Genomic DNA, 24,246 nt, shown 5'->3' on the forward strand with positions numbered 1-24,246 from the left:
GTAGCTATGAGTCATTCCTTGGATTCCTCGCTCCCCTTCGGCGTTTATGAAACCCCGGTGACCTCGCGCATTCGTGAGCGAATGGAGGAAACGCAAAGTCGACACCCATCGGCGGGATTCGGGGTAGGAAACGGCACAGATGATAGCGCTCGCGGGCGCTATACCTCGGCCATGTCTCAACACATCGGCGATTTACTAGAGCAACGCCTCATGGGGCTTAAATCTTCAGCAGACCGAGTAGCCCTTATCAATACAATCGCTGGGTTACTTGGCGAGGACGAAGATATTGATACCGAGCAACTCCTCTACGCCGTCTACAACACTTCTTTAGCCGAACCTCCGCTGCTTCCGGATGTATCGCTGACTAAGAGCGCGCTTTTTACTAATGCCCAGGGCGAGGCCAGCCTAACCAGCGAGGTTGAGCGGGAGATAAAGACAGCCGATTCCGTCGATTTGTTGTGCGCCTTTATCAAGAGCTCCGGAATCAGTGTCCTTGACCAGCAATTGCAGTTCCTGCGCGACAACCAGATTCCATTCCGCCTATTGACCTCTACTTACTGTGGGGCTTCCGATGCGGCGGCCCTTAAACGCCTGGTAGAAAAATATCGCGCCGATGTGAAGATTTGCTATGAGCATAAATCCACACGCCTGCATGCCAAAGCATGGCTATTCCGACGGAATTCTGGCTTCGACACCGCTTTTATTGGAAGCTCGAACCTTTCGAGGTCTGCTCTTATCGATGGCTGGGAATGGAACGTGCGCGGCTCTGCTACGGCGACGCCTGAGGTCATCGAAAAATTCATAAAGACCTTTGACAGCTACTGGCACGATAGCCACTTCAAGACTTTTGACCCCGCCAGGGATATGGATCGCCTGCAGGAATCCCTGCGCATTGCAAAAGGCACGGAGTCCCCACAAGCATTGCGCCAATTAGAACTTTCTGGCCTGGAAGTTACTCCCTATCCTTATCAAGAAGAGATGCTCGAGGCGCTGCGGTCCGAACGTGAGGTAAAGGATCGCCACAAAAACCTACTCGTTGCGGCGACAGGCACCGGCAAGACCGTCGTAGCTGCCCTGGATTACCTCAATCTTTGCCGGCAGTGGAAGCGTCGCCCACGCTTACTCTTCGTGGCACACCGCAAGGAAATTCTTCACCAAGCGCGGCGTACGTACCGCGAGGTGCTTAAGGATGCCGACTTTGGCGAGCTGCTTGTCGATGGCACCGAGCCCCGGCGCTGGGACTTTGTATTTGCGAGCGTTCAGTCGCTCAATTCCACTCGCTTAGAAAAGCTCGCGCCAGATCAATTCGATGTCGTGGTCATCGACGAATTCCACCATGCAGAAGCTCCAACGTATAACGCGCTTCTTAGTCATTTTGAACCAGACGAATTACTTGGGCTGACCGCAACGCCTGAGCGCGGCGATGGCAAAAATGTGCAGCAGTATTTCGACTACCGCATTGCCCATGAGCTACGCCTCTGGGATGCCTTGCGCCTGCAGCTGTTGGTCCCCATGCACTATTACGGAATCGCAGACGGCACGGATCTTTCCTCACTCACGTGGAATAGAGGAAAGAAAGATTACAACACCACCGAGCTATCAGAGTTCTATATCAAGTCTGGTGAAAAGCGGACGCGATTCATTCTGAATGAACTGGATAAACGGATTTTCGATCTTTCTGAGATGAAGGCGATCGGCTTTTGTGTTTCCATCGCCCACGCAGAGCACATGGCGCAGCAATTTCAGCACTTTGGAATTCCCGCCCAGGCCGTGACGAGCAAATTAACTTCTTCTGAACGCGCAGAAGCCATTCAACAACTCGAAAGCGGCGCCATCAAGGCCCTCTTTTCCGTTGATATTTTCAATGAGGGCGTCGACATCCCAGCGGTCAATACACTGCTCTTGCTCCGGCCAACCCAAAGCCCGGTTATCTTCCTACAGCAACTTGGCCGCGGTCTTCGCCTTGCTCCCGGAAAGGATTCTTGTACCGTATTCGATTTCATTGGCCAACAGCATGTTGAATACGATTTTGAGCGCAAATTCAATGCGTTAACGAGAAAACGCGGAAAACGCCTGCTTACCGAGATAGAGCAGGGCTTTCCCACCACGCCGCCGGGAACGCATATCCAATTCGATGAGTCGACGACGGAACAGGTCCTCAACAACGTAAAGAAGACGGCACGGAGCAATTTGCGGAAAGTGCGTGCGCTGGTAGCGGAATTGCGAACTACCGATCTCAAAGATTTCCTCGAGGAGGCAAACCTCGAGTTGGAGGATATTTACCGCCCCAACAAATACTCCTGGACCCGCCTACTGCGCGAGGACGGCCTCCTCGAGCCACGTGACGATGAGATGGAAAGCTTCTTACTCAACCGGATTAAAGTTTTCCTCCACGTCAATGATGCGACACGCATTGAGGCTTATCTTCGAATCCTAAAATCCGCCACTTCGCAATTCGGCGATATGACGCCCACTGATCAAGCCTTCGCACGAATGCTGGTCTTGGGCTTTTGGGCTAATTCCAATGCACCCAGCCCGTCTTCTTTTGACCAAGCGCTGGGGATATTGCGAGAGCACCCGCGAGTTATTTGGGAGCTCGAACAGGTCATGCGTCTACAAAACGATGCTTCGCGCATTATCCCGCAGCCAAGCGAGGACACCGTTTTGGAAACCCACGCCGATTACTCCCTGGCAGAGTTAGTCGGTGCTTTGCAAACAGGCGAACTAGAAAAGCTGGTCAGCCTTCCGCGCGAGGGAGTGAAATATTTCCCCGATATGAACATGGACTTGTTCTTGGTGACCTTCCAAAAAGACGATCAAGTGAGCGCCACCACCAATTACCGTGATTACCCGATTTCACCAGAACTTCTCCGCTGGGAATCGCAATCTACTACAACCTTAAAATCGAAGGCCGCACGCCGATATATTCAGCATGATGAGCTCGGCGGGAAGATCCTTATCGCCTCTCGCTTTACTAAGAAGAACTCCGTGGGCACCGCGAGCGCCTATACATTTTTGGGTGCTGTGGATTATGTTTCCCACCACGGTGAAAAGCCCATTCAATTCCAATGGAAGCTGCAAAGAACCATGCCAAAGGCGCTGTACGCTGCTGGTCGGACCGTCGCTTAGCACGCGTGGTTGAATAATTGGGCTGCACTTTACCCGTCAAGAGTGATACATTTCTCTTAAGTGATTCGCACCACAGCCACTTAAGGAAGTGTCATGAGCCAATCAGAAAATTACACCGGCGCAACATCCGCCGAAGGCCAACAGACACAGAACTTTGAGCCACAAGCAAAGGTGAAATGGACCCTCGTAGGTCCGGGTTTGGTCGCCGCAGCCACCGGCGTCGGTGCCGCTGACCTAGTGGCAACCATGATTGCCGGCCAGCGCTACGGTTACGCACTGTTGTGGGCCGTCATCGTCGGTACGATTATGAAAATCGTGCTGGTGGAAGGCGTCGGCCGCTATAGCTTGGCCACTGGAAACACCATGTTCCACGGCTGGCGGGAGCTAGGACGCTGGACCTCGTGGTACTTCGCGCCCTACATCGTCATCTGGGGATTGGTATATGGCGCAGCCGCCATGTCCGGCACCGGCTTGGCATTGAGTGCGCTCTTTCCCGGTACTAGCTTGACCATGTGGGCCATCCTGACCGGCGTATTGTGCTTTGCGCTTACGTGGTTGGGTCAATACCAGCTCTTTGAAAAGCTTGCCGCCGTATTAGTTGGCATCATGTTCGTCACCGTGGTGGGCATCGCCGCAATTACCGCGCCTAATTTGCCAGAGATTCTGCGCGGACTCGTCCCCACCATCCCGGATGGGTCTTTCGTTTACGTGCTCTCCATCGCCGGCGGTGTCGGTGGCACCATTACCCTTGCTGCCTACGGTTACTGGCTGCGTGAGAAGAAATGGTTCACGCCCAAGTGGATGAAGGTCATGCGCATGGATAACTCGGTGGCTTATGCCGTCACCGGTATCTTCGTCCTGGCTACGCTGGTCCTTGGTGCCGAGCTTTTGTATAGCGCAAATGTCGCTGTCTCCGATAACGACCAGGGTTTGGTAGACATGGCGGACGTGCTGGAGGCCCGCTACGGAACCTTTATTTCTAAGTGGTTCATCGTGGGATTCTTCTCAGCCGCATTCTCTTCCTGCTTGGGCGTGTGGAACGGTGTGTCCCTCATGTTTGCGGACTACGTTGGTCACCTGAAGAACCTCCCACAAGGCCACCCCAGCACCAGCACGGGCGGTAAGTACTACCGCGCTTACCTCATCTGGTTGACCTTCCCACCGATGCTTCTCCTGCTGCTGGGCAAGCCCACCGGATTGATCATTGGCTACGGTGTCTTGGGGGCATTCTTCATGCCTTTCCTTGGACTTACGCTCTTGGTACTGCTTAATACCAAGCACACCCCGAAGGAATGGCGCAACGGTTGGTTCATTAATACTCTGATGGGCATCATTTCCGTGGCCTTTGTCTACCTGTGCATTTCTCAGGTCGTGGGACTCTTCTAGCCCTGCTGCTCGTAGTCTTCAAGGTACGCGCCGATTACCCGTACGCTTTCCACCGTGTGGGGCGGGATGCGCAGGCGCGTACCATCCTCGAGCCGGCGAAGCACCCAGCTATCTTCTTCTCTCCACCAGGCACGGCCCACAACCGTGTCCGCATCATGAAGACGTACCCAAATAATCAGAGCGTTATTGACCGCATCAAGAAAGCGCGCGTTTAGATCATCCACACGCGCATAACTTAGCCGGCACAGGGCGGTTTCCGTCAACTATTTTTTCGGCATGCGTTCTACTTCCACCTTGGACTCTTCGCGCGGCTCACGGCCGAAGAGCCAGGCGATGATGCCGAAAAAGGCAATGGCACCGCAAACGGTGAAGGCTGTGGGGAAGCCGTAGACATCGGCAAGCAGCCCGATGAGCATGGGGCCCACGATCTGGCCGAAGTCTCCTGCCATCTGGAAGGCGGACAATACCTTGCCGCCGGAGCGCTCGTTGCCCACGATGTCTGCCACCGCGGCGGTCTGGGAAGGATTGATTAGGCCCGATGCTGCACCCGCAAGGGCGGATACGAGCAATAGGAACCACACACTGGTGGCCAGTCCCATGAGCACCATGAAGATGGCGGAGCCGACCAAGCCAATCAAGATAAGCGGCTTGCGGCCATGGAGATCGGACCACCGGCCGGAGAACTGGAGAATAATCGCATTGCCTGCGGCGAAGGCCGCGAGAGCCAAGCCCGAGGCTGCGGCGCCATTATGGAAAATCGCGGCGGCGAAAAGCGGCAGGACGGACACGCGCACGCCCATATTGATCCACCCGTGGGCGAAGTTGGAGGTCAGCACCGCGCGGAAGGCAGTATCGCTCCAAGCTTCCTGCAGGCGCATGGGCGGCAGTTCCGAGGTGGTGGTTTGGGAGTGGTTGACCCGCGGCATCTGCCACCAGACAACGAAAGCAGCGAGCATCACGCCGATGCCGTAGATGAAAAATGGCCAGCGGAAGCCCAGGAAGGACAGGCTGGCGCCGAGGACAGGGCCGGCGACATTGCCCAGTAGGAATGCCGTGGCGTAGGTGGCAGAGCACTTACCGCGAATCGACGGTGGAGACAGGCGCACGATAAGGCCCATCGCGGAGACAGTAAACATGGTCGAGCCCAGCCCCGCCAATGCGCGCAACACCACAATGTGCCAATACTCTTGGGCAATGGCAACCAAACCCGTGGTCACGGCCACGGTCATCAGGCCCACCAGGTAGACGCGGCGCGAGCCGACGCGGTCCACCAACGAACCAGACACGGGCGCGAAGATCAGCCGGGAGGCGGCGAAGATGGATACCACGAGACCTGCGGCGGCCATCGATACATCGAAGCTGACCACGAACTGCGGCAAAAGCGGGGCGATAAGGCCATAACCTAAGGCGATAATGAACGCCGCCGTTACCATCACCCAGATTTCCCGCGGCACCTTGGGCTTTTCGTAGGGCGCCGGTTCGGCATTAGCACTCTTCATAGCACGTGCAACCTTATGCCTTTGAAGGTCTGAAAGCTATTTAAGCTACTTTTTCGAACATGTGTTTGTATTGTTCGAACTCGTGTCGGCCATGCGGTTTAGAGTGAGTGCCATGCACAACGTAGATAAGAACTTTTCGCACACAGTACCCAGCCAACCCAGCGCCACGGCGACGGAAATCGCCGCCGACTTGGCCTATCACCACTATGAGACCGTCAGCTCAATTTCCGCCATCATGCACCACCCGCGGTCCTTGGCTCGTCCCACCCCGACGTGGCGCCCGCCCATAAACCAGCTGCCACCCACGCCAGGTGGCGCGGACTACAGCATGAGCATTACCCGCCACCGCGTGGGAGCACGAGTGAAGGCGAGGATCCGCGGGTTCGGTGAAAGCCGCATCCCCGCCTACCTCATTACTATTCGGATCACCGATAACTTTGGGCAGGTAGTCGATCCCGCCACGGCGGAAGGGTGGATACGCACGCTTGTCCCTGCTGAGTTAGCTGGCGCCGTCCACGAGATCTCTCGCGGGCCGAATGCCACCTACGTGTGGCTGGTGGATAGCGCCTTTAAGCCCGTACGCTCGCCGGAATCCCTTTTCGCGGGATTCCAGCAAGCGGCTTAGGGGCTTAGTTGTTGTCGCCCTCGTCGTCAGCGTCAGCGTCGTCGTCTTCGGTGAAGGTGTCGAAGAACTCAAGGTCCTCGTCATCGTCATCATCGGCGTCTTCGCAGAAGATGTCGTAGACGTCTGGTTCCTCGAAGTCATCCTCATCAAAGTTGACGAGCTGGGCCTCCCAGTCCAGAGCCTGTTCCGAGACCAATCCGAGCACGTCAAAGAGGCGGTCGAAATCGGTGTAGGTGCCTAGTTCCAGGGCCTCAGCGGGGACTTCCACGATGGGGATGTCATCAGAATCGGTGTTGTCAAAGAGGGCAAGGCGCTCGTTTTCATCGAGGTCTTCGCCTTCCTCGTCCATCTGCCACATCTCCGTGACGGCCTCATCCTCGAGCTCTTCCATGTCTTCTTCATCGAAGTCGAAGGCCAAGAAGCGCACGATGGCAGAGGGCACACCGTCGATGGTTTCTACCAATACGCGCAGCTCTGAATCGTTGCCTACTTCCGCGACCACCAGGTGCGGGTTGAGTTCATCCTGGTCAAACTCCAATTCCGCGATGCGCTCATCGGTGCCTTCCAAGAGGTCCCGCAAAACGGTGACAACCTGGTCGGTGGCGATGTGGCGGGAGACGGCTTCTACGGCGTCTTCGACGGAAAAGGCAACGGAGACCAAGACGGCCTCGAATTCTTCATCGTCTTCATCCACATCCGCCGCAGCGATGTACACGTTGGCGGCAGGCAAGAGAGGATCGATTTCAACAAACTGGATTTCCAAATCAGAGGTGATTGGAACGAACATGACGTCTTCGTTGACGCGGGACTCAATGCCCTCGGCGTCCAATGCGGAAGCGATATCTTCGAAAAAGCTCATGGTGGTGAAAAATCCATCCTTCGGAAGCAGAGGTCCCCGCGGTGGGCAAGACGCCGCCCGCGGTCACTCTGGATTCTACCGCTAATCCCGCCGGTGTGGTTGGAAACCAAGAGAGCGCACTAGCTCTGGGCGCCCACTTCCCCACTCCACCATGTGGTAATCCTCCCACGCCTTGCGGCGCCCATCGTTGGGGGCGTGCACGATATAGGCCTGTTCATCAAAGATCATGGTCGCGCGCTCACCGCTCTCATAGCGCGGCCACTGCGCCTTCGGGCTGCCGCCATGGATGAACGCGGCCCAGTGATCCTGCATGGTGGAAGTCAATTCCTCCATCTCAGCGCGCGAGCCCCAGCCGGTTAACAGGGAGGCGCGCGAGGATTGGGGATCGCCAAAGACATTGCCCAACTCCATCGAGTGCATGGCACCTAAACCCAGCCACTTCAAGACGGCAGAGGCAAAGTCGAAGCGGTACATCCAGGTATCGGCCACTTCAGAGTGGGCGCTGGCGATGCGGGTGGAGGGTGCCCAGAAGAGGGCATCGGCAAGCAAGTGCGCAAAATCTTCCCGGCGGACCGCACCGCGATAGGCGGCGACGACCTCAGGGGCGTGGTGGGGATCGTAGGATGCCAAGAGCCGCAGGGCGGCGCGCTCTCGGGCGCTTTGGCGCTGAAAGAGGAATTTGCCAAAGCTGGCTTCGTCCGAATTCGTGCCTATCAGCAGCGGGATTTTGTGCTGGTGGCCCTGCTCAAAGGCGGTGATGGGGTGCTCGGGCAGAAGCTCGCCGTCCACCGTGGGCGCGTAGCAGGAGTTTAAGTGCAGTAGCTCGCCGGCGCGCCACATCATGGATTGGCCGGAGCGCACCACATCCGCGCAGTCCTCCTGGCGCAGGTCATCCACGCTCACCCGGCGCGGCAGGCCCACTCGGCGTGCAAGTTCGCGGGCCCACAAGGTGGATTGGGCACGGGAGTGCACCAACGCAATCGGTGGGGATTGGGCAATGGCGCGGTGGAAGAGCCCCTCGGCCGTCGGGCTGGTCATGAGCGCCAGCACCGCGGCACCGCCGGCGGATTCGCCCATGAGGGTGACCGAGTCTGGGTCGCCGCCAAAGGCAGCGATATTGTCGCGGACCCAGTTAAGGGCCAGAATCTGATCCGCCACGGCGGGGTTGGCGCTGCACTCGCCGCCGAGGCTGCGCAGATCGAGATATCCCAGGGCGTTGAGGCGGAAGTTGATGGATACGTAGACCACGTTCATGCGGGTGGCGAGCTCAAACCCGCGCAGCATGAGCATGTGGGACGAGCCCATGATGAAGCTGCCGCCGTGCAGATACACCACGACGGGCAGCTTTTCCTCTGTGCGGGGGCGCACGATGTCGAGGTACAGGCAATCCTCGGAGCCGACGATGCGGTCGGTCCAGGAGTATGTGGGCTGTGGGGCGATCGGCCCGAATTGGCTGCAATCGCGCACCCCGTCCCAGCGCGGTGCTGGGCGCGGGGCGCGGAAGCGGTTGTCGCCGGCCGTAGAGGCGCCGAAGGGAATGCCGCGCCATGTGCGCACCGGACCGGCGCTGATGGGGCGATCTACTCGCAGGTCTTCTTCGATGACCCCGCGCACCCAGCCGGAGGTCGTGCGCACGGTGAGCTCATCCGCGTAGGCGTTCTGTGCCTGTTCGTGGGCCTTACGGGCGCGCTCGTGTGCGCGCATGGCCCGCAAGCGCGCGGCAGCGGTGGACTCTTCGGAATAAAAGTCCCCAGTGTCACGTTGATTTTCCTGCGGGTAAGGCATACTCCCTACCTTAGGTAGGTTGCACGCCGGTGGCGATCCGAATCGCACATGCGCGCCCACCTTATTTCAAGGTCAGGGCTATGCTAGGTAAAAATTCAATTAATACCACTACCCCAACGAACTTAAGGATTGGTATGGGAAAAGGCATGTCCATATTTAAAAAGTCCACCCCGGATAAAGCAGCTAGCGACACGTATGACATCGATCCGGAGCACAGCGGGCGGTTTACTAGGGCGCTGCTGAGCTCCCTGGACCGCGCCGTATCCGTGCAATCTGGTGTTATTTCCAAATACGTCAAGAATCTAAAGAAGCACCACCCGGATGCAACTGACCAAGAGTTGCAGGGCTTTATCAATAAGCACTTCATCAATATCACTACCGGCACGGGCGCGGCCGCTGGTGCCTCCGCTTCCGTGCCCGGCATCGGGCTATTTACGGGTGCGGCCACCATTGGTGCGGAATCCGTGGTCTTCCTCGAAGCCGCAGCCTGGTACATCCTGGCGTCCGCGTACCTGCGCGGCGATGACATCTCCTCGCCCGAGCGCCGCCGCGCCCTAGTGCTGGTGGTATTGACGGGCTCGAAGGGCTCTGCGGTGGTCGATACCTTTGTCGGTGACCTCGGCACGGTCACGGGGGCGCGTTCCGTGGCCTCCCTCTCCCGCTTTTCCGGGCCCACGCTATCTGGCATCAATGGCCGGTTGACCAAGGTATTTACCAAGCAGATCACCAAGCGCATGAAGTGGGCCTGGGTGGGCAAACTCATGCCCATGGGTATCGGGGCGGTCATTGGCACGAAGGCCAATCGCAAGCTGGCCAATCAGGTCATCGAACACGCCCGCCAGCAGCTCTCCCCTCTTTCCCACACAAAGGCGGGGATTCGATGATCGTTTAGAGCGAATTCGCTACCCCTAACATAGTGAAGGTGAGGGATTGGCCCGTATCATATAGGCAGACACTTTGGCGGGTGAGATATGCGCTCGTGCAAAGTCCGAACTAAAGTCGAATAAACGACCATTTTAAAGCAGAGAAATGAGGCGAATACCTGCCGTGAGCACATCGAGCATCTTCGGCCCGAATGCGTGGCTGATAGACGAGCAGTTCCAGCAGTACTCCAAGGATCCTAGCTCCGTAGACAAGGAGTGGCGCGACTATTTCGAAGCAAACGGCGCGCCCAAGGCGCAGCCAGAAGCTGAGGCTCCTTCTCAAGCATCTAAGCCACAGCCAAAGAAGGCGCAGGCAGAGTCTAAGTCCTCGGCCAAGAAGACCGAAGGCACTACCACCGCCCGCAAGCAAGAGGCCCGCGATACCAACGTGAAAGAGTCTGTATCTAAGGCCAAGGAAAAGTCCGCGAAGGCAAAGCATTCTGCGGGCAAGAATGCGCAGTCTCCGCTGGATAACCTAGAAGATTACAAGGGCGGCGACGAGCGCCAGCTCAAGGGCATGTTCAAGGCGATTGCTAAGAACATGGAAGAATCCCTCGAGATTCCTACCGCTACCACCGTGCGCGATATGCCGGTCAAGCTCATGTGGGAAAACCGTTCCATGATCAATGACCACCTGAAGCGCACCCGCGGTGGCAAGATCTCCTTTACCCACATTATTGGCTACGCCATGGTCAAGGCCGTGCAGCTGCACCCTGGAATGAACGTGCGCTACGAGGAAAAGGACGGCAAGCCCTTCGTCGTCCAGCCCGAGCACATCAACTTGGGCCTGGCAATCGACCTCCCGCAGAAGGATGGCTCCCGCGCCCTCGTGGTCGCCGCCATCAAGGAGTGCGAGACCAAGTCCTTCGCCGAGTTCATTGAGGCTTACGAGGACATCGTTACCCGTTCCCGTAAGAACAAGCTCACCATGGATGACTTCTCTGGGGTCACCATTAACCTGACCAACCCGGGCGGCATCGGCACCCGCCACTCCATTGCCCGCCTGACCAAGGGTGCAGGCTCCATTATCGGCGTTGGTTCCATGGATTACCCGGCAGAATTCGCCGGTGCCTCCGCTGACCGCCTGGCTGATCTGGGCGTCGGCCGCCTGGTTACGCTGACCTCCACCTATGACCACCGCGTTATCCAGGGTGCAGAGTCTGGCGAGTTCCTGCGCACCATCGGCCAGCTCATTGTTGATGATGCCTTCTGGGACGAGCTCTTCGAGTCCATGGGCGTTCCTTATGAGCCCTTCCGCTGGGCACAGGATATCCCCAACTCTGGCGTGGACAAGAACACCCGCGTCATGCAGCTCATCGAGTCCTACCGCTCCCGCGGGCACTTGCTTGCCGATGTCAACCCCCTCGGCTGGTCCCAGCCCGGCCTGCCTAGCCCGGATCACCGCGACCTCGACATCGCTACGCACGGCCTGACCATCTGGGACTTGGACCGCGTCTTCAACGTCGGCGGCTTCGGCGGCAAGGAACAGATGACCTTGCGCGAGGTACTCTCCCGCCTGCGCGCTGCTTATACCCTGAAGGTCGGTTCCGAATACACCCACATCCTGGACCGCGACGAGCGCAGCTGGATGCAGGACCGCCTCGAGGCCGGCATGCCTAAGCCGACCAACGCCGAGCAGAAGTACATCCTGCAGAAGGTCAACGCCGCCGAGGCATTCGAGAACTTCCTGCAGACCAAGTACGTGGGCCAAAAGCGCTTCTCCCTCGAGGGTGCCGAGACTCTCATCCCGCTGCTGGATTCCATCATCGACACCGCTGCGGGCCAGGGCCTCGACGAGGTCGTCATGGGCATGCCGCACCGCGGCCGCTTGAACGTGCTGTTTAATATCGTGGGCAAGCCGCTGGCAGATATCTTCGGCGAGTTCGACGGCAACTACAAGGGCGGCCAGCTCGGCGGCTCCGGTGACGTGAAGTACCACTTGGGCTCCGAGGGCGAGCACCTGCAGATGTTCGGCGATGGCGAAATCAAGGTCACCCTTGCCGCCAACCCGTCGCACCTCGAGGCCGTCGACCCAGTCATGGAGGGCATCGCCCGCGCCAAGCAGGACATCTTGGACAAGGGCAAGGACGGCTACTCCGTCGTTCCCGTCATGCTCCACGGCGATGCGTCCTTCACCGGCCTCGGCGTCGTACAGGAGACCATTAACCTGTCCCAGCTGCGCGGCTTTACCAACGGCGGTACCGTCCACATCGTGGTCAACAACCAGGTGGGCTTTACCACCACCCCGGATTCCGGCCGCTCCACCCACTACGTCACCGACCTGGCCAAGGGCTTTGACTGCCCGGTCTTCCACGTCAATGGTGATGACCCAGAGGCCGTTGTCTGGGTAGGCCAGATGGCCGCAGAATACCGCCGCCAGTTTGGCAAGGACGTCTTCATTGACCTCGTGGTCTACCGCCTGCGCGGCCACAACGAGGCCGATGACCCATCCATGACCCAGCCGCAGCTGTACTCGGTCATCGAGAACCACGAGCCGGTGCGCGAGCACTACACCAACGAGCTCATCGGCCGTGGCGACCTGTCTGCCGAGGACGCCGAGGCAGCCGCACGCGACTTCCACGACCAGATGGAGTCCGTGTTCACCGAGCACAAGGAAGCCGAGAAGGCCGGCCCGAAGGAACAGACCGGTATTACCTCTTCGCAGGAACTCACCCGCGGCCTGGATACCTCCATCACCGCAGAAGAGATGGCCGAGCTTGGCGATGCCTACGGCAACCCACCCGAGGACTTCGAGTACCACAAGCGCGTGGCCAAGGTGGCCAAGGACCGTGCGAAGTCTGTCCGCGAAGGCGGCATCGACTGGGGCTGGGGCGAGCTGCTCGCCTTCGGTTCCCTGGCTAACCAGGGCAAAGTCGTGCGCCTGGCCGGCGAGGATTCCCGCCGCGGTACCTTTACCCAGCGCCACGCCGTGACCTTCGACCCCCGCAATAGCAACGAATACAACCCGCTCAACTCCCTGGCAGTGTCCAAGGACAATGGCGGCAAGTTCATGGTCTATAACTCCGCGCTGACCGAGTTCGCCGGCATGGGCTTCGAATACGGCTACACCGTGGGTAACCCCGACGCCCTTGTGGCATGGGAGGCTCAGTTCGGTGACTTCGCCAACGGTGCCCAGACCATCATCGATGAGTACCTGTCTTCCGGTGAGGCCAAGTGGGGCCAGTTGTCCAGCCTGGTTCTCCTCCTGCCGCACGGCTACGAAGGCCAGGGCCCGGACCACTCCTCCGCCCGCATCGAGCGCTACCTGCAGCTGTGCGCGGAAGGTTCCATGACCGTGGCTCAGCCGTCCACCCCGGCTAACCACTTCCACCTGCTGCGCCGTCAGGCTTTGGGCGAGATGAAGCGCCCGCTGGTCGTCTTCACCCCGAAGTCCATGCTGCGTAACAAGGCCGCCACCTCCTCCGTTGAGGAGTTCACCGAGGTCAAAAAGTTCCGCTCCGTTATCAATGACCCCCACTTCGTGGACGTCAATAACAAGAAGGTCGGCGACACGAACAAGGTCAAGACCATCATGCTGGTCTCCGGCAAGCTCTACTGGGACTTGGAGAAGAAGCGTGAGGCCGACGGCCGCGATGACATCGCCATCGTCCGCGTGGAAATGCTCCACCCGATTCCGTTCAACCGCCTGAGCGAGGCATTCGAGATGTACCCGAACGCCACCCAAGTCCGGTTCGTACAGGACGAGCCCGCCAACCAGGGCCCATGGCCGTTCTACAACGAGCACCTGCGCGACCTCATTCCGGATATGCCGGAAATGGTCCGCGTCTCCCGCCGCGCCCAGTCCTCTACGGCTACGGGTAACGCCAAGGTACACCAGATTGAGCAGAAGAACCTGCTTGAAGAGGCCTTCGACGTTTAACCACGTGTAACCGCCGAAAAGGCACCTAGCGCGCTGCAGCGCTGAATGCCCCAGTGAGGTTATTTCCTCACTGGGGCATTTTCATGCGCCTTCGCCTCCCGCCAGCCACCTACCCGCCCCTCGCGCTCACCGGCGAGGTGGAATGGGCATCAGCAAGCACCGCCCGTGAGCGCGAAGGGAGGGGACCGTACTCAGCCTCGAAACCACCCACCCTTCGCGGTCACGGGAAAGGCGATCGCTCATTCAAGACCCGCTGCCGGTGAGCGCCAAGGGCGCGGTGCAGGTATCGCAGCCCAGGACAGGCGCGGCCGACACAACCACACACCCACCTACCCGCCCCTCGCGCTCACCGGCGAAGCGGAATGGTCATCAGCACGCACCGCCCGTGAGCGCCAAGGGAGGGTACCGTACTCAGCCTCGAAACCACCCACCCCTCGCGCTCACGGGGAGGACGATCGCCTGCTGAAGGACGGCTGCCGGTGAGCGCGAAGGGCGGGTGGAGGTGCCAAGGGGCGCGCCGGGGTGAGGCGTGATTGAAGCGCGGGCTAGGAGCTCGTCAGGTCGGAACCGCCGGTGGACGCGGAATCGCCCTCGCCGTCTACGATGTCGCCGCCTGAGGATTGCATCCATTCGCGGACGGCCTTTTCCACGCTGCCCTTTTCCTCGGCGTCTTCGGCTAAGTCGGAGAGGTCTTTGTGCGTGATGAACTTGGTGAGGGAAGCAAAGGCGATTTCCTCCTCACGTTCGAAAAGCCTCTTCTGATAAACCACCACGAAGTTTTCCGGAAGTTCCGGCTCCGCGTCCTCGCAGCCGTAGGCGCCTGAAGGTTCTACGGTGGCTAGATCCGTGGGCAGAGAGGACATCAACGCAATATGGGTGCGGGCGAGGAAGTCTTCCCCGCCAGGCTGAGTGTCTTCTTCGGACTTCTTATAATCTTGCGAGATGTCGCGCGCCTCGCTGGGGTTGAGATAGCTGAGGAAATCGCCCGTACAGCCAACATAGAAGTTGCCTTCTGGATTGAGGCTGCGGCCTTTGTCTCCGTGAGACTGATATTTATCCTCTTTGAGCACGGTGGCCTCGCGCCCTGCGCGTGCGAGCATTTGGCGGTAAATCTCGCCCAGTACCACTTGGTCGGTGTCATCTGGGTCGACCACGATGTCTACGGACTTGCGGTCACTAGCCTCTGCGGAGGGCTCGGTAACAACGTGGTCAGCGCACCCTGCCAGCAACGTGGCGCTGAGTACAGCGCCTGCACAGGCAAGGGCAGGACGGGCGAACATGCGCATGGTGTTAGACGTTCTCCTTCACTAAATGCAGTGGCTTCTCGCTGAGTCTACCGCGCGGGCGTGTTTACCTGAGGTAGCGCCGTGACTAAGATGGCAAGAGTTATGTCTAGCTCTATTACCGAATCAGCCGTACGCGAGGCTCTTTCCCACGTACAGGATCCAGAAATCGGCCGCCCCATCACCGAACTGAATATGGTGAAATCGGTCGATATCGAAGGAAACGATGTCACCGTTGGCATTTACCTGACCATCGCGGGCTGCCCCATGAAGTCCACCATCGAGACCAATACCCGCGCCGCGGTCGAGGATATCGACGGCGTTGGCAAGGTTACCGTGACCATGGACGCGATGAGCGATGAGCAGCGCCGCGAGCTGAAACAGAAGCTGCGCGGCGGCCAGGCCGAGCCCGAGATTCCTTTTGCGAAGCCCGATTCGACGACCCGTGTCTTTGCGGTGGCGTCGGGTAAGGGTGGCGTCGGCAAGTCCTCGATGACCGTCAACCTGGCCGCAGCGCTGGCGGATAAGGGCCTGAAGGTGGGCATTGTCGATGCCGATATTTACGGCCACTCCGTGCCCAGCCTGCTCGGCTCGACCGATGGCCCCACCGTGCTTGATGATGAAATGCTGCTGCCGCCCATCTCTCACGGCATTAAGCACATCTCGATTGGGCAGTTTGTGGAGGGTAACGCGCCCGTCGTCTGGCGCGGGCCCATGCTCCACCGCGCGCTGCAGCAGTTCTTGGCGGACGTCTTCTGGGGCGATCTCGATGTCCTCCTCCTCGACCTGCCTCCGGGTACTGGCGATGTGGCGCTGTCCGTTGCGCAGCTCATCCCAAATGCGGAGCTGCTCATCGTCACCACGCCGCAGGCCGCCGCAGCCGAGGTGGCCGAGCGCGCCGGATCCATCTCCCAACAAACGCGCCAACGCGTGGCCGGCGTGATTGAGAACATGAGCGCCATGGTCATGCCGGATGGCTCCACCATGGACGTCTTTGGTGAAGGCGGCGGCCAAATCGTCGCAGACCGCCTCGGCGTCATTCTGGGCCACGAGGTTCCGCTGCTGGCCTCCGTGCCGCTGGATCCGGCCCTGCGCTCGAATAGCGATGCCGGCACGCCCATCGTGCTCGAGGCACCCGACTCCCCTGCCGCCAAGGAAATCAGGGCGGTTGCTGATAAGCTCGCCATCCGCTCCGATTCCCTCGTGGGCAAGAGCCTCAACCTGGGCGTGAACTAAGAGCGCGTTGTATTAGGTAACGTCGCTCCACTCAGAGCCGCCGCCGGTGGAATCTTCCCCACCGCGCTGCGGCTTTTGTTGTTGCTGGGGCGGCCGCTGCGCCGGCTGCTGGGTGGTGTCGCCGTATACCTCGGCGTAGTTAAAGCTGGGCCGGGCGGGGCCATTGTTGTCCTGCGCGCACTGTTCGGGCTCTTTCGGCGCGGTGCCGGATTTGATGTCTTCGGCCATCTTCTTGGGGTTGAAGTCGTCCCAGGCGGAATCATCGCCATCGAAAAGCGCCTTGGTAATAGCACCCTTGGGGCCTAGCCGCGTCCACTGCGCTGCTTGGTTGAGCGGGCCGCGGATATCGTCGAATTCCGCGGAGATGGACCCCATCTCACCGTTGAGCTCAGCCTTCGCGTTATTGATGGCCTTGCGGGCGGCGTAGATGGCCGCGCGCACGTCCTTGATGACCTCCGGCATGCGCTCCGGGCCGATGATGACGATGCCGAGGAGGACAATGACAATAATCTCGGGCCAGCCAATGGAAGAAAACACGGTTAAATCCTCGCCCTCCGTTTAGTTCTGCCCGCGCTGATTGTGTTTAATCGCGCGTACCACCGTCTCGACTTTATCCAGGAAATCCTGCTCCGGCCGGTGCGCCGGGGTCGACGCATCGGGGCCCGGGGCCACACCCTCCGTAGCCATTCCCGCCAGCTTGGCCAATAAGGACTGCGGGGCCTTCACCACGGAATCATCGCTGCAGTGACGCACCCACTCGGAGGCGTGACGCTGGTGGTGCACGTCGGCGCGGCACTCCGCGCAGTGGACTAGATGGATGCGCACGCGGTGCATGGCTTTGGGCTCCATCTCCCCGTCCACGAAGGCAACGACGGCCTCTGGGCCAAGGTGACCGATGGAATCGCTGCGCCGCGCCCGCGCCTTTGCCTTATCCCGGGCTTTCGCCTGCGCGGGAGTGAACTCGCCCCGCACGCTGAGCGTGGAGAGGGTGCGGCGTCCTCGCAGTGAGTCCATCGACACCCTCCTCACGTTCATTCCACAGACGGATTACTCACACTTAAGTCCCCCTGCCGCGTGGCAGGGGAGGTAATGATTCGATTCTAGCGCGTGCGCAGCAAGATGCGCGCCTCCGCATTGGTCTGTGCCTCTTTTTCCAGCGCCGCGCGCAGTTGGGAGCGGCCGCGGTGGATGCGAGAGCGCACCGTACCCATTTTCACGCCAAGGGTTTCGGCGATTTCGTCATAGCTCATGCCTTCGATATCACACAGAACCACGGCAACGCGGAAATCCGGCGCCAAGCTATCCAGCGCGGACTGCAGCACGGGGTCCAAGTTGGCCACGGTATAGGCCTGCTCCGGGGTCATATCCGTCCCCGGCACCCGCTCGTAATCCTCAGGCAGGGACTCCATACGGATCTTGGAACGGTGACGCACCATATCCAAAAAGAGGTTCGTGGTGATGCGGTGCAGCCAGCCGCCAAAGGTACCCGGTTGGTACTTATCCAAGGAGCGGAAGACACGCATGAAGGTCTCTTGGGTGAGATCCTCGGCATCCTGCTGGTCACCGGATAAACGGTAGGCCAAGCGGTACACGCCATCGGCGTGCTCTGCCACCAATTCGGCCCACGAAGGCATCGTGGCTTCCCCAGCATCGAACGCCGCGGTACCGGTCAACTCCACGTTCGGATCGGTGGAGGCAACGGACTCGGCATCGCGCTTCGTTTCTGTCATGGGTGTCATTTTTCTATACTCGGCGCGGAAACTCCAGCCACTGCGCTGATAATATCCTGTGAGTCCGTCACATACTTCCCACAGACCACAATTTCGCTGGCTAGGCGCGTTTTTGCCACCCTTGCGCGCAACTTTACCTATTGTTTTATTCGTGACTACTACCGCATATGACGCACTGCGCTCCTATATCGATTCCACCAGTGAGCCTTCGGCGGCTCTCCGCGGCGCCCGCAACCACGCCGAGGAATACGGCCTGCCCGTCCCGGATGAATCCACCGGCCAGCTTCTCACCACGCTGACGGCGACGTCTTCCGGTGTGGTAGACCGCCCCCAGGCCGTGGCGATTACCCCCGCCGCCTCCGTCGTGGGTCTCTACCTGTTCGCGGGCATGCCGGATAACGGCATCCTCACGTGCATCGACCCAGAAGCCGAGCACCAGCGCAGCGCCAAGGCCGCCTTCCGCGAGGCCGGCTACGCCCCCACCCGCGGCCGCTTCCTTCCCTCGCGCCCCCTCGACGTGCTCGGGCGCCTGGCCACCGAGGCCTACCAGGTCATTTACGCGGACGTCGCCGCCCTCGACCTCCCCGCCCTCATCAAGGCGGCTTGGCCCCTGCTGCACCAACACGGCACGCTGGTGCTTGCCAATGCGCTTCTCGATGGCACCGTCGCCGACACCTCCCGCACCGACCGCGATACCGCCGCCGCGCGCGAGGCCGATGAATACCTCCGCGAGCTCGAGGGCGCCACCGTAACCCGACTGCCACTGGGTTCGGGGCTGACGCTGGTGACAAAACTTTAAGGGGGCATCGGCAAGCAAGGGCCCCTGCACGCGCTAAAAGATATCCGTATTCTGGGTGTACATGACAGCCGGACACTGCCCCAAAAAGTTCGCGAAAGCACCGCGTGGCAGGTCAACGAGTTTCCTCCCCGGCGTGGCTGCCACCCCAACCCAAGCTTGTAACCCGCACCTGATTTAAGAGAGGAATGCCGTGACGACTCACCGCCCCGAACTCCACTTCATCCCCGATGCCGGCATCCTAGACGCGCCCGCCGGCATCCTTCGCGATGGCGATACGTGGCACATGTTCTACCAGTACCGCCCCACTCCCGATGCCCCGGCTCGCTGGGGACACACGTACTCGGAGGAAGCGCCGTTTAACTGGCTGGACTGCGATGACGTCCTTGCCCCAGTCGGCGGCGAGCTCGCCCTTCGCGCGGGTTCCGTGGCCCAAGGTGAGGACGCCATCAACCTCTATTTCACCTCCGTGACCGCGACGGGCACCTCCATTCGCCTCGCGCGCTATTCCGGCATCGACGATGTCTGCGAGGTCTCCGATGACTCCTCGGCCCTCGACCCCAACGTCGTGCGGTTTGGCGAGGTGGCCGGCAATACCACCGACCACACCCGGTTCCGCTCGCCTTCCGTTGTTCCCGATTGGGCCACCGATGACCGCGAGGACGGCCACAAGGGCTGGCTCATGCTGGCACTTTCTGGCCGCACCGACACCCCGCAGCCAGTCATTCTAGAAAGCCACGACGGCATCTCGTGGTCCCTGCGCGGCGGCCTTACCTTCGAAGGTGACCCGGGCTTCCTCGACGGCGAAGTGCCCGCCGATTCCCCCATTCCTCCGGTGGTCTCCCCGCGCATCGTGCGCCTGCGCGATGAAGTCGACGAAGAGATCTACGACGTACTCTTTGTCACCCTCGAGCGCGACGGCCGCGATGTCTCCGGCTACCTCGTGGGCCAGCTGGAAGACACCACCTTCACGGTGGTCTCCGGTTTCCGCCGCGTGGACTTCGGCCACGATTTCTCCCGCCCGCGCAATACGAATGCCACCGCAGGCACGATTCCTGAAGAACGCCGCTACGAGCGCGCCGTCATCCTCGGCCTGCTCAACGGCAACGGCCGCGGCGACGACGCCACCCAGCACGCCTCTTGGGATGCCGAGGGCTGGTCGAATGCCCTCTCCCTGCCGCGCCAGGTCACGCTCGAGGGCGGCGTCCTGTACCAGGCACCGGCCACCGGCCTGCCCGAAGCGGTCAAGCTTTCGGATTACGCGCGCTCCTGGACCGGCGTCATGGAGGTTCCCACCGGCTCCAGCGTCACCATCACCCTTCGCGATGGCAACGGCGACCCCGCCGCCTCCATCTGCCACTCCGGCGAGGAAATCAGCCTCGATCGTTCCATGAACAAGGCCTTCGATCACTTCTTCGCCGATTCCGCTCCCGCCACCGCCACGCTTGCCGATGGCGACTCCGACACCCTCACCATCATCCAAGACGGCTCCACGGTGGAGGTCTTCGTCGACGGCGGCCTCATCGCCATGGCCTCCCGCGTGTACTTCGACGGCGGCTGCTCCGGCATGGATGTCGAGACCACCGGCGAAGCGGTCATCGAACAAGACTGGCAGCGCTCCGGCTCCAAGCTCTAATACTGCTGCCCTGCCGCCCTGGCGCCACGCGCCTTTCTGCCCCGCCTGTCGCCACCCGCCTTTCTGCCCCCGACCCTCGCCACCCGCCCTTCGGCCCCAGCCTGGCGCCAACCGCCCTTCGCGCTCACCGGCGAGGCGTCGCAACATCGGCAAGCAGCGCCCCGTGAACGCCAAAGGAGGGTACGGTAACTGGCCAATTCCACCCCCGCCCTTCGCGCTCGCCGGCGAGCGACTCCGGCCATCAGAATGTGCTTGCCGTGAGCGCGAAGGGCGGGTATTCCTTCCATCTGACCCCAGGACCGAGCGCACGGGTCAAATGATGCCGGCCTTAGCCGCATTCTGCACCCTCGTTTTCCGTCAGCCACCGCCCTGCCGATGCCACCAGCCCTTCGCGCTCACGGGCAAGGTGGAGGGGCATCGGCAAGCTGTTCCTCGTGAGCGCCAAGGGAGGGTACGGTGACTGGCCGATTCCACACCCGTCCTTCGCGCTCACCGGAAGCGAAAAAGAACCGCCCCGCGCGCTGCTGGTGAGCGCGAAGGGCGGTACAGGTTGCCGCGAGGCGGACCTGCGATTAAGAAACCGCGCGGAGGCGGTCTAGGCGGGCGCGGGCGGTGACCGTCAGCGTGGGTGGAAGGGCGGCCATGCGCTCGGCGAGCTCGTCGGCGCTGATGTGGCGAGCGGACGGGCTCATTCCTACCTGTGCGGCGATGGCCGCTTTGTCCAACTGGATGGGGAAGGAAATATCAACCGGATCGGCGGCTTGCTCGAGGTAGCCTTCCGCCTGCTCATACATGCGCTCGACCTTGCCCTCTTCCACGCCAAGGATGCCGAGGGGTTCGCGCAGCTCATCGAGGTGCCCCGCACCCGGGGTCAGGACGATGACCTGGCCGCCGGGGGCGAGGACGCGCTGGAATTCGGATGGGTTGCGCGGGGCGAAGACCACGGAAATGGCATCGATGGATTCATCGCGGATGGGAAGTTGCTGCCAGACATCGGCAACCACGGCGCCCACGCGCGGGTGACACTTGGCCAGGTGCTTGGCCGCATGCGGGGAAATATCGAGGCCAACGCCGCGCGCGCCGTCGATGGAATCAAGCGTGTGGGCTAGATAGTAGCCGGTTCCGGCGCCGACCTCGAGGAGCGAGGCGGGCGTAGATGCAGACAGCGAGCTGGCATCGAGCGCGTCTTGCACCGCGCCGGTCACAGACTCGACGAAGGGCGCGAAATGGCCGGTGGCTAGGTAGGCTTCGCGGGCGTTGACCATATCCATGTCATCGCCCTTGTGCTTCAGGCCAGCACCGGCCGCTAAGGTCACATACCCTTGCTTGGCCACATCAAAGGAATGGCCAGACTCCGAAACGAGGCGGGAAAAATCATCGGCGCCGGAAAGCGCCGTGCCGTCGTTTGGATCGGCCAGAATGTCGACGATATGAGAAAGCATGTATCCAGACTAGCTAGAAACCTCGGTTAACAAAGAACCGAGCTCCGCGGCCTCTTCTTTGTTCAGCTCGATAACGATGCGCCCGCCGCCGTCAGATGGGATGCGCATGACGATCTTGCGGGATTCCACCACCGCTTCCATTTCGCCGCCAGTGGTACGTGGCTTCATTGCTGCCATAGTAGGGCTCCTTAACTTTCTTCGTTTCTTTCCAGCTTAGTCCCTTTTTGCCCGCTTTTCCGCGCGGCCTCCAATTCCTGCTCCAGCTGCGCGAGCAGATCATCAACCTGATCCTGGCGGTACCCGCGCGGGACGACCTCGAATTGCACATCCTCAAAACGGCCTTGAGCTGCGGCGAAGCGGTTATTTTCCAGCACCTTCTGCGGCTCATCGGGCGGGTCCATCACGGTCCCGGGCCCAAAAATCGAACCCCACAGCCACGTTCCGATCACAATGAACGCAATGAGCACCACGATGAGCACAATCCAGGACAGCATGGCCTAAATCCTACCCAGCAGCGGCGGGCGCTGAGCAATCGGCGCTCCCACCCCAGCGCGCGAAAGCAGCGTGCGTGCCACGATATCCGCCATCGGCGCGAGCTCATCAAGCGGTCGGTTGCGGTGGACTCGGGTACCTAGGTCGACTTCTGTCAGCCCGCCGCGCTTGCCGATGTCCACCAGCAGCCCCGCTTCCACCCCATAGCCCTCCACGAAGGGCACCTCTAGCGCGGCAGAGCGGCGAAGCGCGTACTCGCCGCCTAGGGGCTGATCGATGTGGGCTAGCTCTGGGAAGAATTGCCGGATGAGCGGCTTTGCGGTCAATTCGGTCACGCGTCCGCCACCGGTGGGTTGGCCGTTGAGGCTGCGGCGATAGCGCGCCTTGACCATGTTCACACCCGGATCCGCAAAGGGTGCCGCGAGCGCTGTGACCATGCCGGGCGCGGCGGATTCTAGGTCGGCGTCGATGAATACGACGATGTCCCCGCGCGCGGCGGCGACCCCGCGCCAGAGGGATTCGCCCTTGCCGGGGCGCGGTGGCTCAGGCAGGATATCGCGCCAGTTGCGCACATCGGCACCGGCGGCGCGCGCCACTGCGGCGGTGTAGTCGGTGGAGTCGGCGTCGATGACGAGCACTTCGAGGGGGTCATCGGCAAGGCAGGCGCGGATAACGCCGGCCACGGTGGATTCCTCATTGAGCGCCGGGATGATGACGGAAACGCTCATGCGAGCCCGCGCGTGGTGTCAAGGGGTGCGGCCGTGCCCTGGATGGCGGCGGTCATGCGAATGACGTCGACCGTCTCAGCAACCTCGTGGACGCGGAAGGCGGCCACCCCGTGCGCTGCGGCCCAGGCCGTGGCGGCCAGCGTTCCGGCGACTCGGTCTCCTACCCCGCGCGCGAGGGTCTCGCCCACGAAGTCCTTATTGGAAAGCGCCATGAGCACGGGCCAGCCGGTAGCGACGATCTCGTCGATGCGCCGCAGGAGTTCTAGGCCGTGATAGGTGTTTTTACCAAAGTCGTGTGTGGGATCGATGAAGGTGAGTTCTTCCGGGCAGCCGAGCCCCGCGGCCTTTTCTGCCAGGGCGGTGGTCTCAGCAATGACATCGGCGACGACGTCGTCGAAGTGCACGCGGTGTGGGCGGGTGCGCGGGGTAATCCCGCCGGTATGCGAGCACACGTAGCCCACGCGGTGGTGGCCGGCGACCTCGATAAGCTGCGGCTCCCAGCCGGCCCACGTGTCATTGACCAGCCCGGCCCCGGCGGCGATGGCGGCCTCGGCCACCTCGCTGCGCCAGGTGTCTACGGAAATAAGTACCTCTGGGTGCCGCTCGTGCACGCGGGCGATGGTGGGCACGACGCGGTCGATTTCCTCCGCGCTATCCACCTCCTCGCCCGGCCCAGCCTTGACTCCGCCAATATCGATGATGGAGGCCCCTGCCGCAATGGCTTCATCGCAGCGCTTAAGGGCGGGGTCCATGTCAAAGGTGGCCCCCTTGTCATAAAAGGAATCCGGGGTGCGATTGACTATCGCCATCACGCGCG

General features: G+C 60.8%; 21 protein-coding genes. 8 read left to right on the forward strand and 13 right to left on the reverse strand.

What is annotated here, in order from left to right; all coding sequences use genetic code 11:
• Window positions 1–6 precede the first annotated feature (6 nt).
• The gene (locus ACP8KU_RS06935) at window positions 7–3,129 is read left to right on the forward strand and encodes a DUF3427 domain-containing protein (protein ID WP_484483501.1); all 3,123 of its coding nucleotides are present in this window, start codon (window positions 7–9) and stop codon (window positions 3,127–3,129) included.
• A 93-nt stretch (window positions 3,130–3,222) separates the two neighbouring features.
• Window positions 3,223–4,515 carry an Nramp family divalent metal transporter gene (locus tag ACP8KU_RS06940; protein WP_484483502.1) on the forward strand — a complete coding sequence of 431 codons (1,293 nt, stop codon included), beginning with the start codon at window positions 3,223–3,225 and terminating at the stop codon, window positions 4,513–4,515.
• On the opposite strand, the gene ACP8KU_RS06945 is transcribed toward ACP8KU_RS06940, so the two are convergent.
• Both ACP8KU_RS06945 and ACP8KU_RS06950 read right to left on the reverse strand, forming a co-directional pair.
• The gene (locus ACP8KU_RS06945; RefSeq protein WP_484483503.1) at window positions 4,512–4,739 is read right to left on the reverse strand and encodes a hypothetical protein; all 228 of its coding nucleotides are present in this window, start codon (window positions 4,737–4,739) and stop codon (window positions 4,512–4,514) included. The two genes, ACP8KU_RS06940 and ACP8KU_RS06945, sit on opposite strands and share 4 nt — an antisense overlap.
• Window positions 4,740–4,778: 39 nt before the next feature.
• Window positions 4,779–6,014: an MFS transporter gene (locus tag ACP8KU_RS06950; protein ID WP_484483504.1), complete on the reverse strand. Its 1,236-nt coding sequence runs from the start codon at window positions 6,012–6,014 to the stop codon at window positions 4,779–4,781.
• Between the two features lie 112 nt (window positions 6,015–6,126).
• On the opposite strand from ACP8KU_RS06950, the gene ACP8KU_RS06955 reads away from it, so the two are divergent.
• A complete protein-coding gene (locus tag ACP8KU_RS06955; protein WP_484483505.1) occupies window positions 6,127–6,639 on the forward strand; it encodes a hypothetical protein in 513 nt (170 codons plus the stop codon).
• A gap of 4 nt (window positions 6,640–6,643) precedes the next feature.
• On the opposite strand, the gene ACP8KU_RS06960 is transcribed toward ACP8KU_RS06955, so the two are convergent.
• Window positions 6,644–7,498 (reverse strand): DNA primase, encoded by an 855-nt coding sequence (locus ACP8KU_RS06960; RefSeq protein ID WP_484483506.1) that lies wholly within the window; start codon window positions 7,496–7,498, stop codon window positions 6,644–6,646.
• A gap of 81 nt (window positions 7,499–7,579) precedes the next feature.
• Entirely contained in the window at window positions 7,580–9,283 is a 1,704-nt protein-coding gene (locus tag ACP8KU_RS06965) for a carboxylesterase/lipase family protein (protein WP_484483507.1), read from the reverse strand.
• A gap of 146 nt (window positions 9,284–9,429) precedes the next feature.
• On the opposite strand from ACP8KU_RS06965, the gene ACP8KU_RS06970 reads away from it, so the two are divergent.
• Window positions 9,430–10,167 carry a hypothetical protein gene (locus ACP8KU_RS06970; protein ID WP_050749146.1) on the forward strand — a complete coding sequence of 246 codons (738 nt, stop codon included), beginning with the start codon at window positions 9,430–9,432 and terminating at the stop codon, window positions 10,165–10,167.
• A 163-nt stretch (window positions 10,168–10,330) separates the two neighbouring features.
• On the forward strand, window positions 10,331–14,086 hold the full coding sequence (locus ACP8KU_RS06975; RefSeq protein ID WP_431603637.1) for a multifunctional oxoglutarate decarboxylase/oxoglutarate dehydrogenase thiamine pyrophosphate-binding subunit/dihydrolipoyllysine-residue succinyltransferase subunit: 3,756 nt from the start codon (window positions 10,331–10,333) through the stop codon (window positions 14,084–14,086).
• A 545-nt stretch (window positions 14,087–14,631) separates the two neighbouring features.
• Here ACP8KU_RS06975 and ACP8KU_RS06980 read toward each other — a convergent pair.
• Entirely contained in the window at window positions 14,632–15,372 is a 741-nt protein-coding gene (locus ACP8KU_RS06980; protein ID WP_484483508.1) for a hypothetical protein, read from the reverse strand.
• A gap of 102 nt (window positions 15,373–15,474) precedes the next feature.
• On the opposite strand from ACP8KU_RS06980, the gene ACP8KU_RS06985 reads away from it, so the two are divergent.
• On the forward strand, window positions 15,475–16,605 hold the full coding sequence (locus tag ACP8KU_RS06985) for an Mrp/NBP35 family ATP-binding protein (RefSeq protein ID WP_005282272.1): 1,131 nt from the start codon (window positions 15,475–15,477) through the stop codon (window positions 16,603–16,605).
• A 12-nt stretch (window positions 16,606–16,617) separates the two neighbouring features.
• Here ACP8KU_RS06985 and ACP8KU_RS06990 read toward each other — a convergent pair whose 3' ends face one another.
• The 3 genes from ACP8KU_RS06990 to sigE form a co-directional block, all read right to left on the reverse strand.
• Window positions 16,618–17,142, reverse strand: a complete 525-nt coding sequence (locus tag ACP8KU_RS06990; RefSeq protein ID WP_484483509.1) for a twin-arginine translocase TatA/TatE family subunit — start codon at window positions 17,140–17,142, stop codon at window positions 16,618–16,620.
• Between the two features lie 21 nt (window positions 17,143–17,163).
• Window positions 17,164–17,640 carry an anti-sigma factor family protein gene (locus tag ACP8KU_RS06995; protein WP_484483510.1) on the reverse strand — a complete coding sequence of 159 codons (477 nt, stop codon included), beginning with the start codon at window positions 17,638–17,640 and terminating at the stop codon, window positions 17,164–17,166.
• Between the two features lie 65 nt (window positions 17,641–17,705).
• The gene (gene sigE, locus ACP8KU_RS07000; protein WP_005280118.1) at window positions 17,706–18,335 is read right to left on the reverse strand and encodes an RNA polymerase sigma factor SigE; all 630 of its coding nucleotides are present in this window, start codon (window positions 18,333–18,335) and stop codon (window positions 17,706–17,708) included.
• Between the two features lie 151 nt (window positions 18,336–18,486).
• Between sigE and ACP8KU_RS07005 the strand changes: the two genes are divergently transcribed.
• Together ACP8KU_RS07005 and ACP8KU_RS07010 are read left to right on the forward strand one after the other, a co-directional pair.
• On the forward strand, window positions 18,487–19,134 hold the full coding sequence (locus ACP8KU_RS07005; protein WP_023030949.1) for an O-methyltransferase: 648 nt from the start codon (window positions 18,487–18,489) through the stop codon (window positions 19,132–19,134).
• 190 nt (window positions 19,135–19,324) lie between these two features.
• Entirely contained in the window at window positions 19,325–20,767 is a 1,443-nt protein-coding gene (locus ACP8KU_RS07010) for a GH32 C-terminal domain-containing protein (RefSeq protein WP_484483511.1), read from the forward strand.
• Between the two features lie 572 nt (window positions 20,768–21,339).
• Here ACP8KU_RS07010 and ACP8KU_RS07015 read toward each other — a convergent pair.
• Genes ACP8KU_RS07015 through folP form a run of 5 tightly spaced genes read right to left on the reverse strand, consistent with a single transcriptional unit; the run spans window position 21,340 to window position 24,238 of the window.
• Window positions 21,340–22,209: a methyltransferase domain-containing protein gene (locus tag ACP8KU_RS07015; RefSeq protein WP_023017735.1), complete on the reverse strand. Its 870-nt coding sequence runs from the start codon at window positions 22,207–22,209 to the stop codon at window positions 21,340–21,342.
• A 9-nt stretch (window positions 22,210–22,218) separates the two neighbouring features.
• Entirely contained in the window at window positions 22,219–22,386 is a 168-nt protein-coding gene (locus ACP8KU_RS07020; protein ID WP_005280113.1) for a DUF3117 domain-containing protein, read from the reverse strand.
• An 11-nt stretch (window positions 22,387–22,397) separates the two neighbouring features.
• The gene (locus ACP8KU_RS07025) at window positions 22,398–22,703 is read right to left on the reverse strand and encodes a DivIVA domain-containing protein (RefSeq protein ID WP_484483512.1); all 306 of its coding nucleotides are present in this window, start codon (window positions 22,701–22,703) and stop codon (window positions 22,398–22,400) included.
• Window positions 22,704–22,706: 3 nt separating this feature from the next.
• A complete protein-coding gene (locus tag ACP8KU_RS07030; RefSeq protein WP_484483513.1) occupies window positions 22,707–23,429 on the reverse strand; it encodes a glucosyl-3-phosphoglycerate synthase in 723 nt (240 codons plus the stop codon).
• The gene (gene folP / locus ACP8KU_RS07035) at window positions 23,426–24,238 is read right to left on the reverse strand and encodes a dihydropteroate synthase (RefSeq protein WP_484484160.1); all 813 of its coding nucleotides are present in this window, start codon (window positions 24,236–24,238) and stop codon (window positions 23,426–23,428) included. Before folP ends, ACP8KU_RS07030 begins: the two co-directional genes overlap by 4 nt.
• Window positions 24,239–24,246: the final 8 nt, after the last annotated feature.

It is taken from the genome of Corynebacterium sp. LaCa_282 (assembly GCF_057198125.1).

Coding starts and splice junctions, on each gene's coding strand:
- ACP8KU_RS06935 (WP_484483501.1), top strand. CDS start 7: ATGAGTCATTCCTTGGATTCCTCGCTCCCCTTCGGCGTTTATGAAACC.
- ACP8KU_RS06940 (WP_484483502.1), top strand. CDS start 3,223: ATGAGCCAATCAGAAAATTACACCGGCGCAACATCCGCCGAAGGCCAA.
- ACP8KU_RS06950 (WP_484483504.1), bottom strand. CDS start 6,014: ATGAAGAGTGCTAATGCCGAACCGGCGCCCTACGAAAAGCCCAAGGTG.
- ACP8KU_RS06955 (WP_484483505.1), top strand. CDS start 6,127: ATGCACAACGTAGATAAGAACTTTTCGCACACAGTACCCAGCCAACCC.
- ACP8KU_RS06960 (WP_484483506.1), bottom strand. CDS start 7,498: ATGAGCTTTTTCGAAGATATCGCTTCCGCATTGGACGCCGAGGGCATT.
- ACP8KU_RS06965 (WP_484483507.1), bottom strand. CDS start 9,283: ATGCCTTACCCGCAGGAAAATCAACGTGACACTGGGGACTTTTATTCC.
- ACP8KU_RS06970 (WP_050749146.1), top strand. CDS start 9,430: ATGTCCATATTTAAAAAGTCCACCCCGGATAAAGCAGCTAGCGACACG.
- ACP8KU_RS06980 (WP_484483508.1), bottom strand. CDS start 15,372: ATGCGCATGTTCGCCCGTCCTGCCCTTGCCTGTGCAGGCGCTGTACTC.
- ACP8KU_RS06985 (WP_005282272.1), top strand. CDS start 15,475: ATGTCTAGCTCTATTACCGAATCAGCCGTACGCGAGGCTCTTTCCCAC.
- ACP8KU_RS06995 (WP_484483510.1), bottom strand. CDS start 17,640: ATGAACGTGAGGAGGGTGTCGATGGACTCACTGCGAGGACGCCGCACC.
- sigE (WP_005280118.1), bottom strand. CDS start 18,335: ATGACAGAAACGAAGCGCGATGCCGAGTCCGTTGCCTCCACCGATCCG.
- ACP8KU_RS07015 (WP_023017735.1), bottom strand. CDS start 22,209: ATGCTTTCTCATATCGTCGACATTCTGGCCGATCCAAACGACGGCACG.
- ACP8KU_RS07020 (WP_005280113.1), bottom strand. CDS start 22,386: ATGGCAGCAATGAAGCCACGTACCACTGGCGGCGAAATGGAAGCGGTG.
- ACP8KU_RS07025 (WP_484483512.1), bottom strand. CDS start 22,703: ATGCTGTCCTGGATTGTGCTCATCGTGGTGCTCATTGCGTTCATTGTG.
- ACP8KU_RS07030 (WP_484483513.1), bottom strand. CDS start 23,429: ATGAGCGTTTCCGTCATCATCCCGGCGCTCAATGAGGAATCCACCGTG.
- folP (WP_484484160.1), bottom strand. CDS start 24,238: ATGGCGATAGTCAATCGCACCCCGGATTCCTTTTATGACAAGGGGGCC.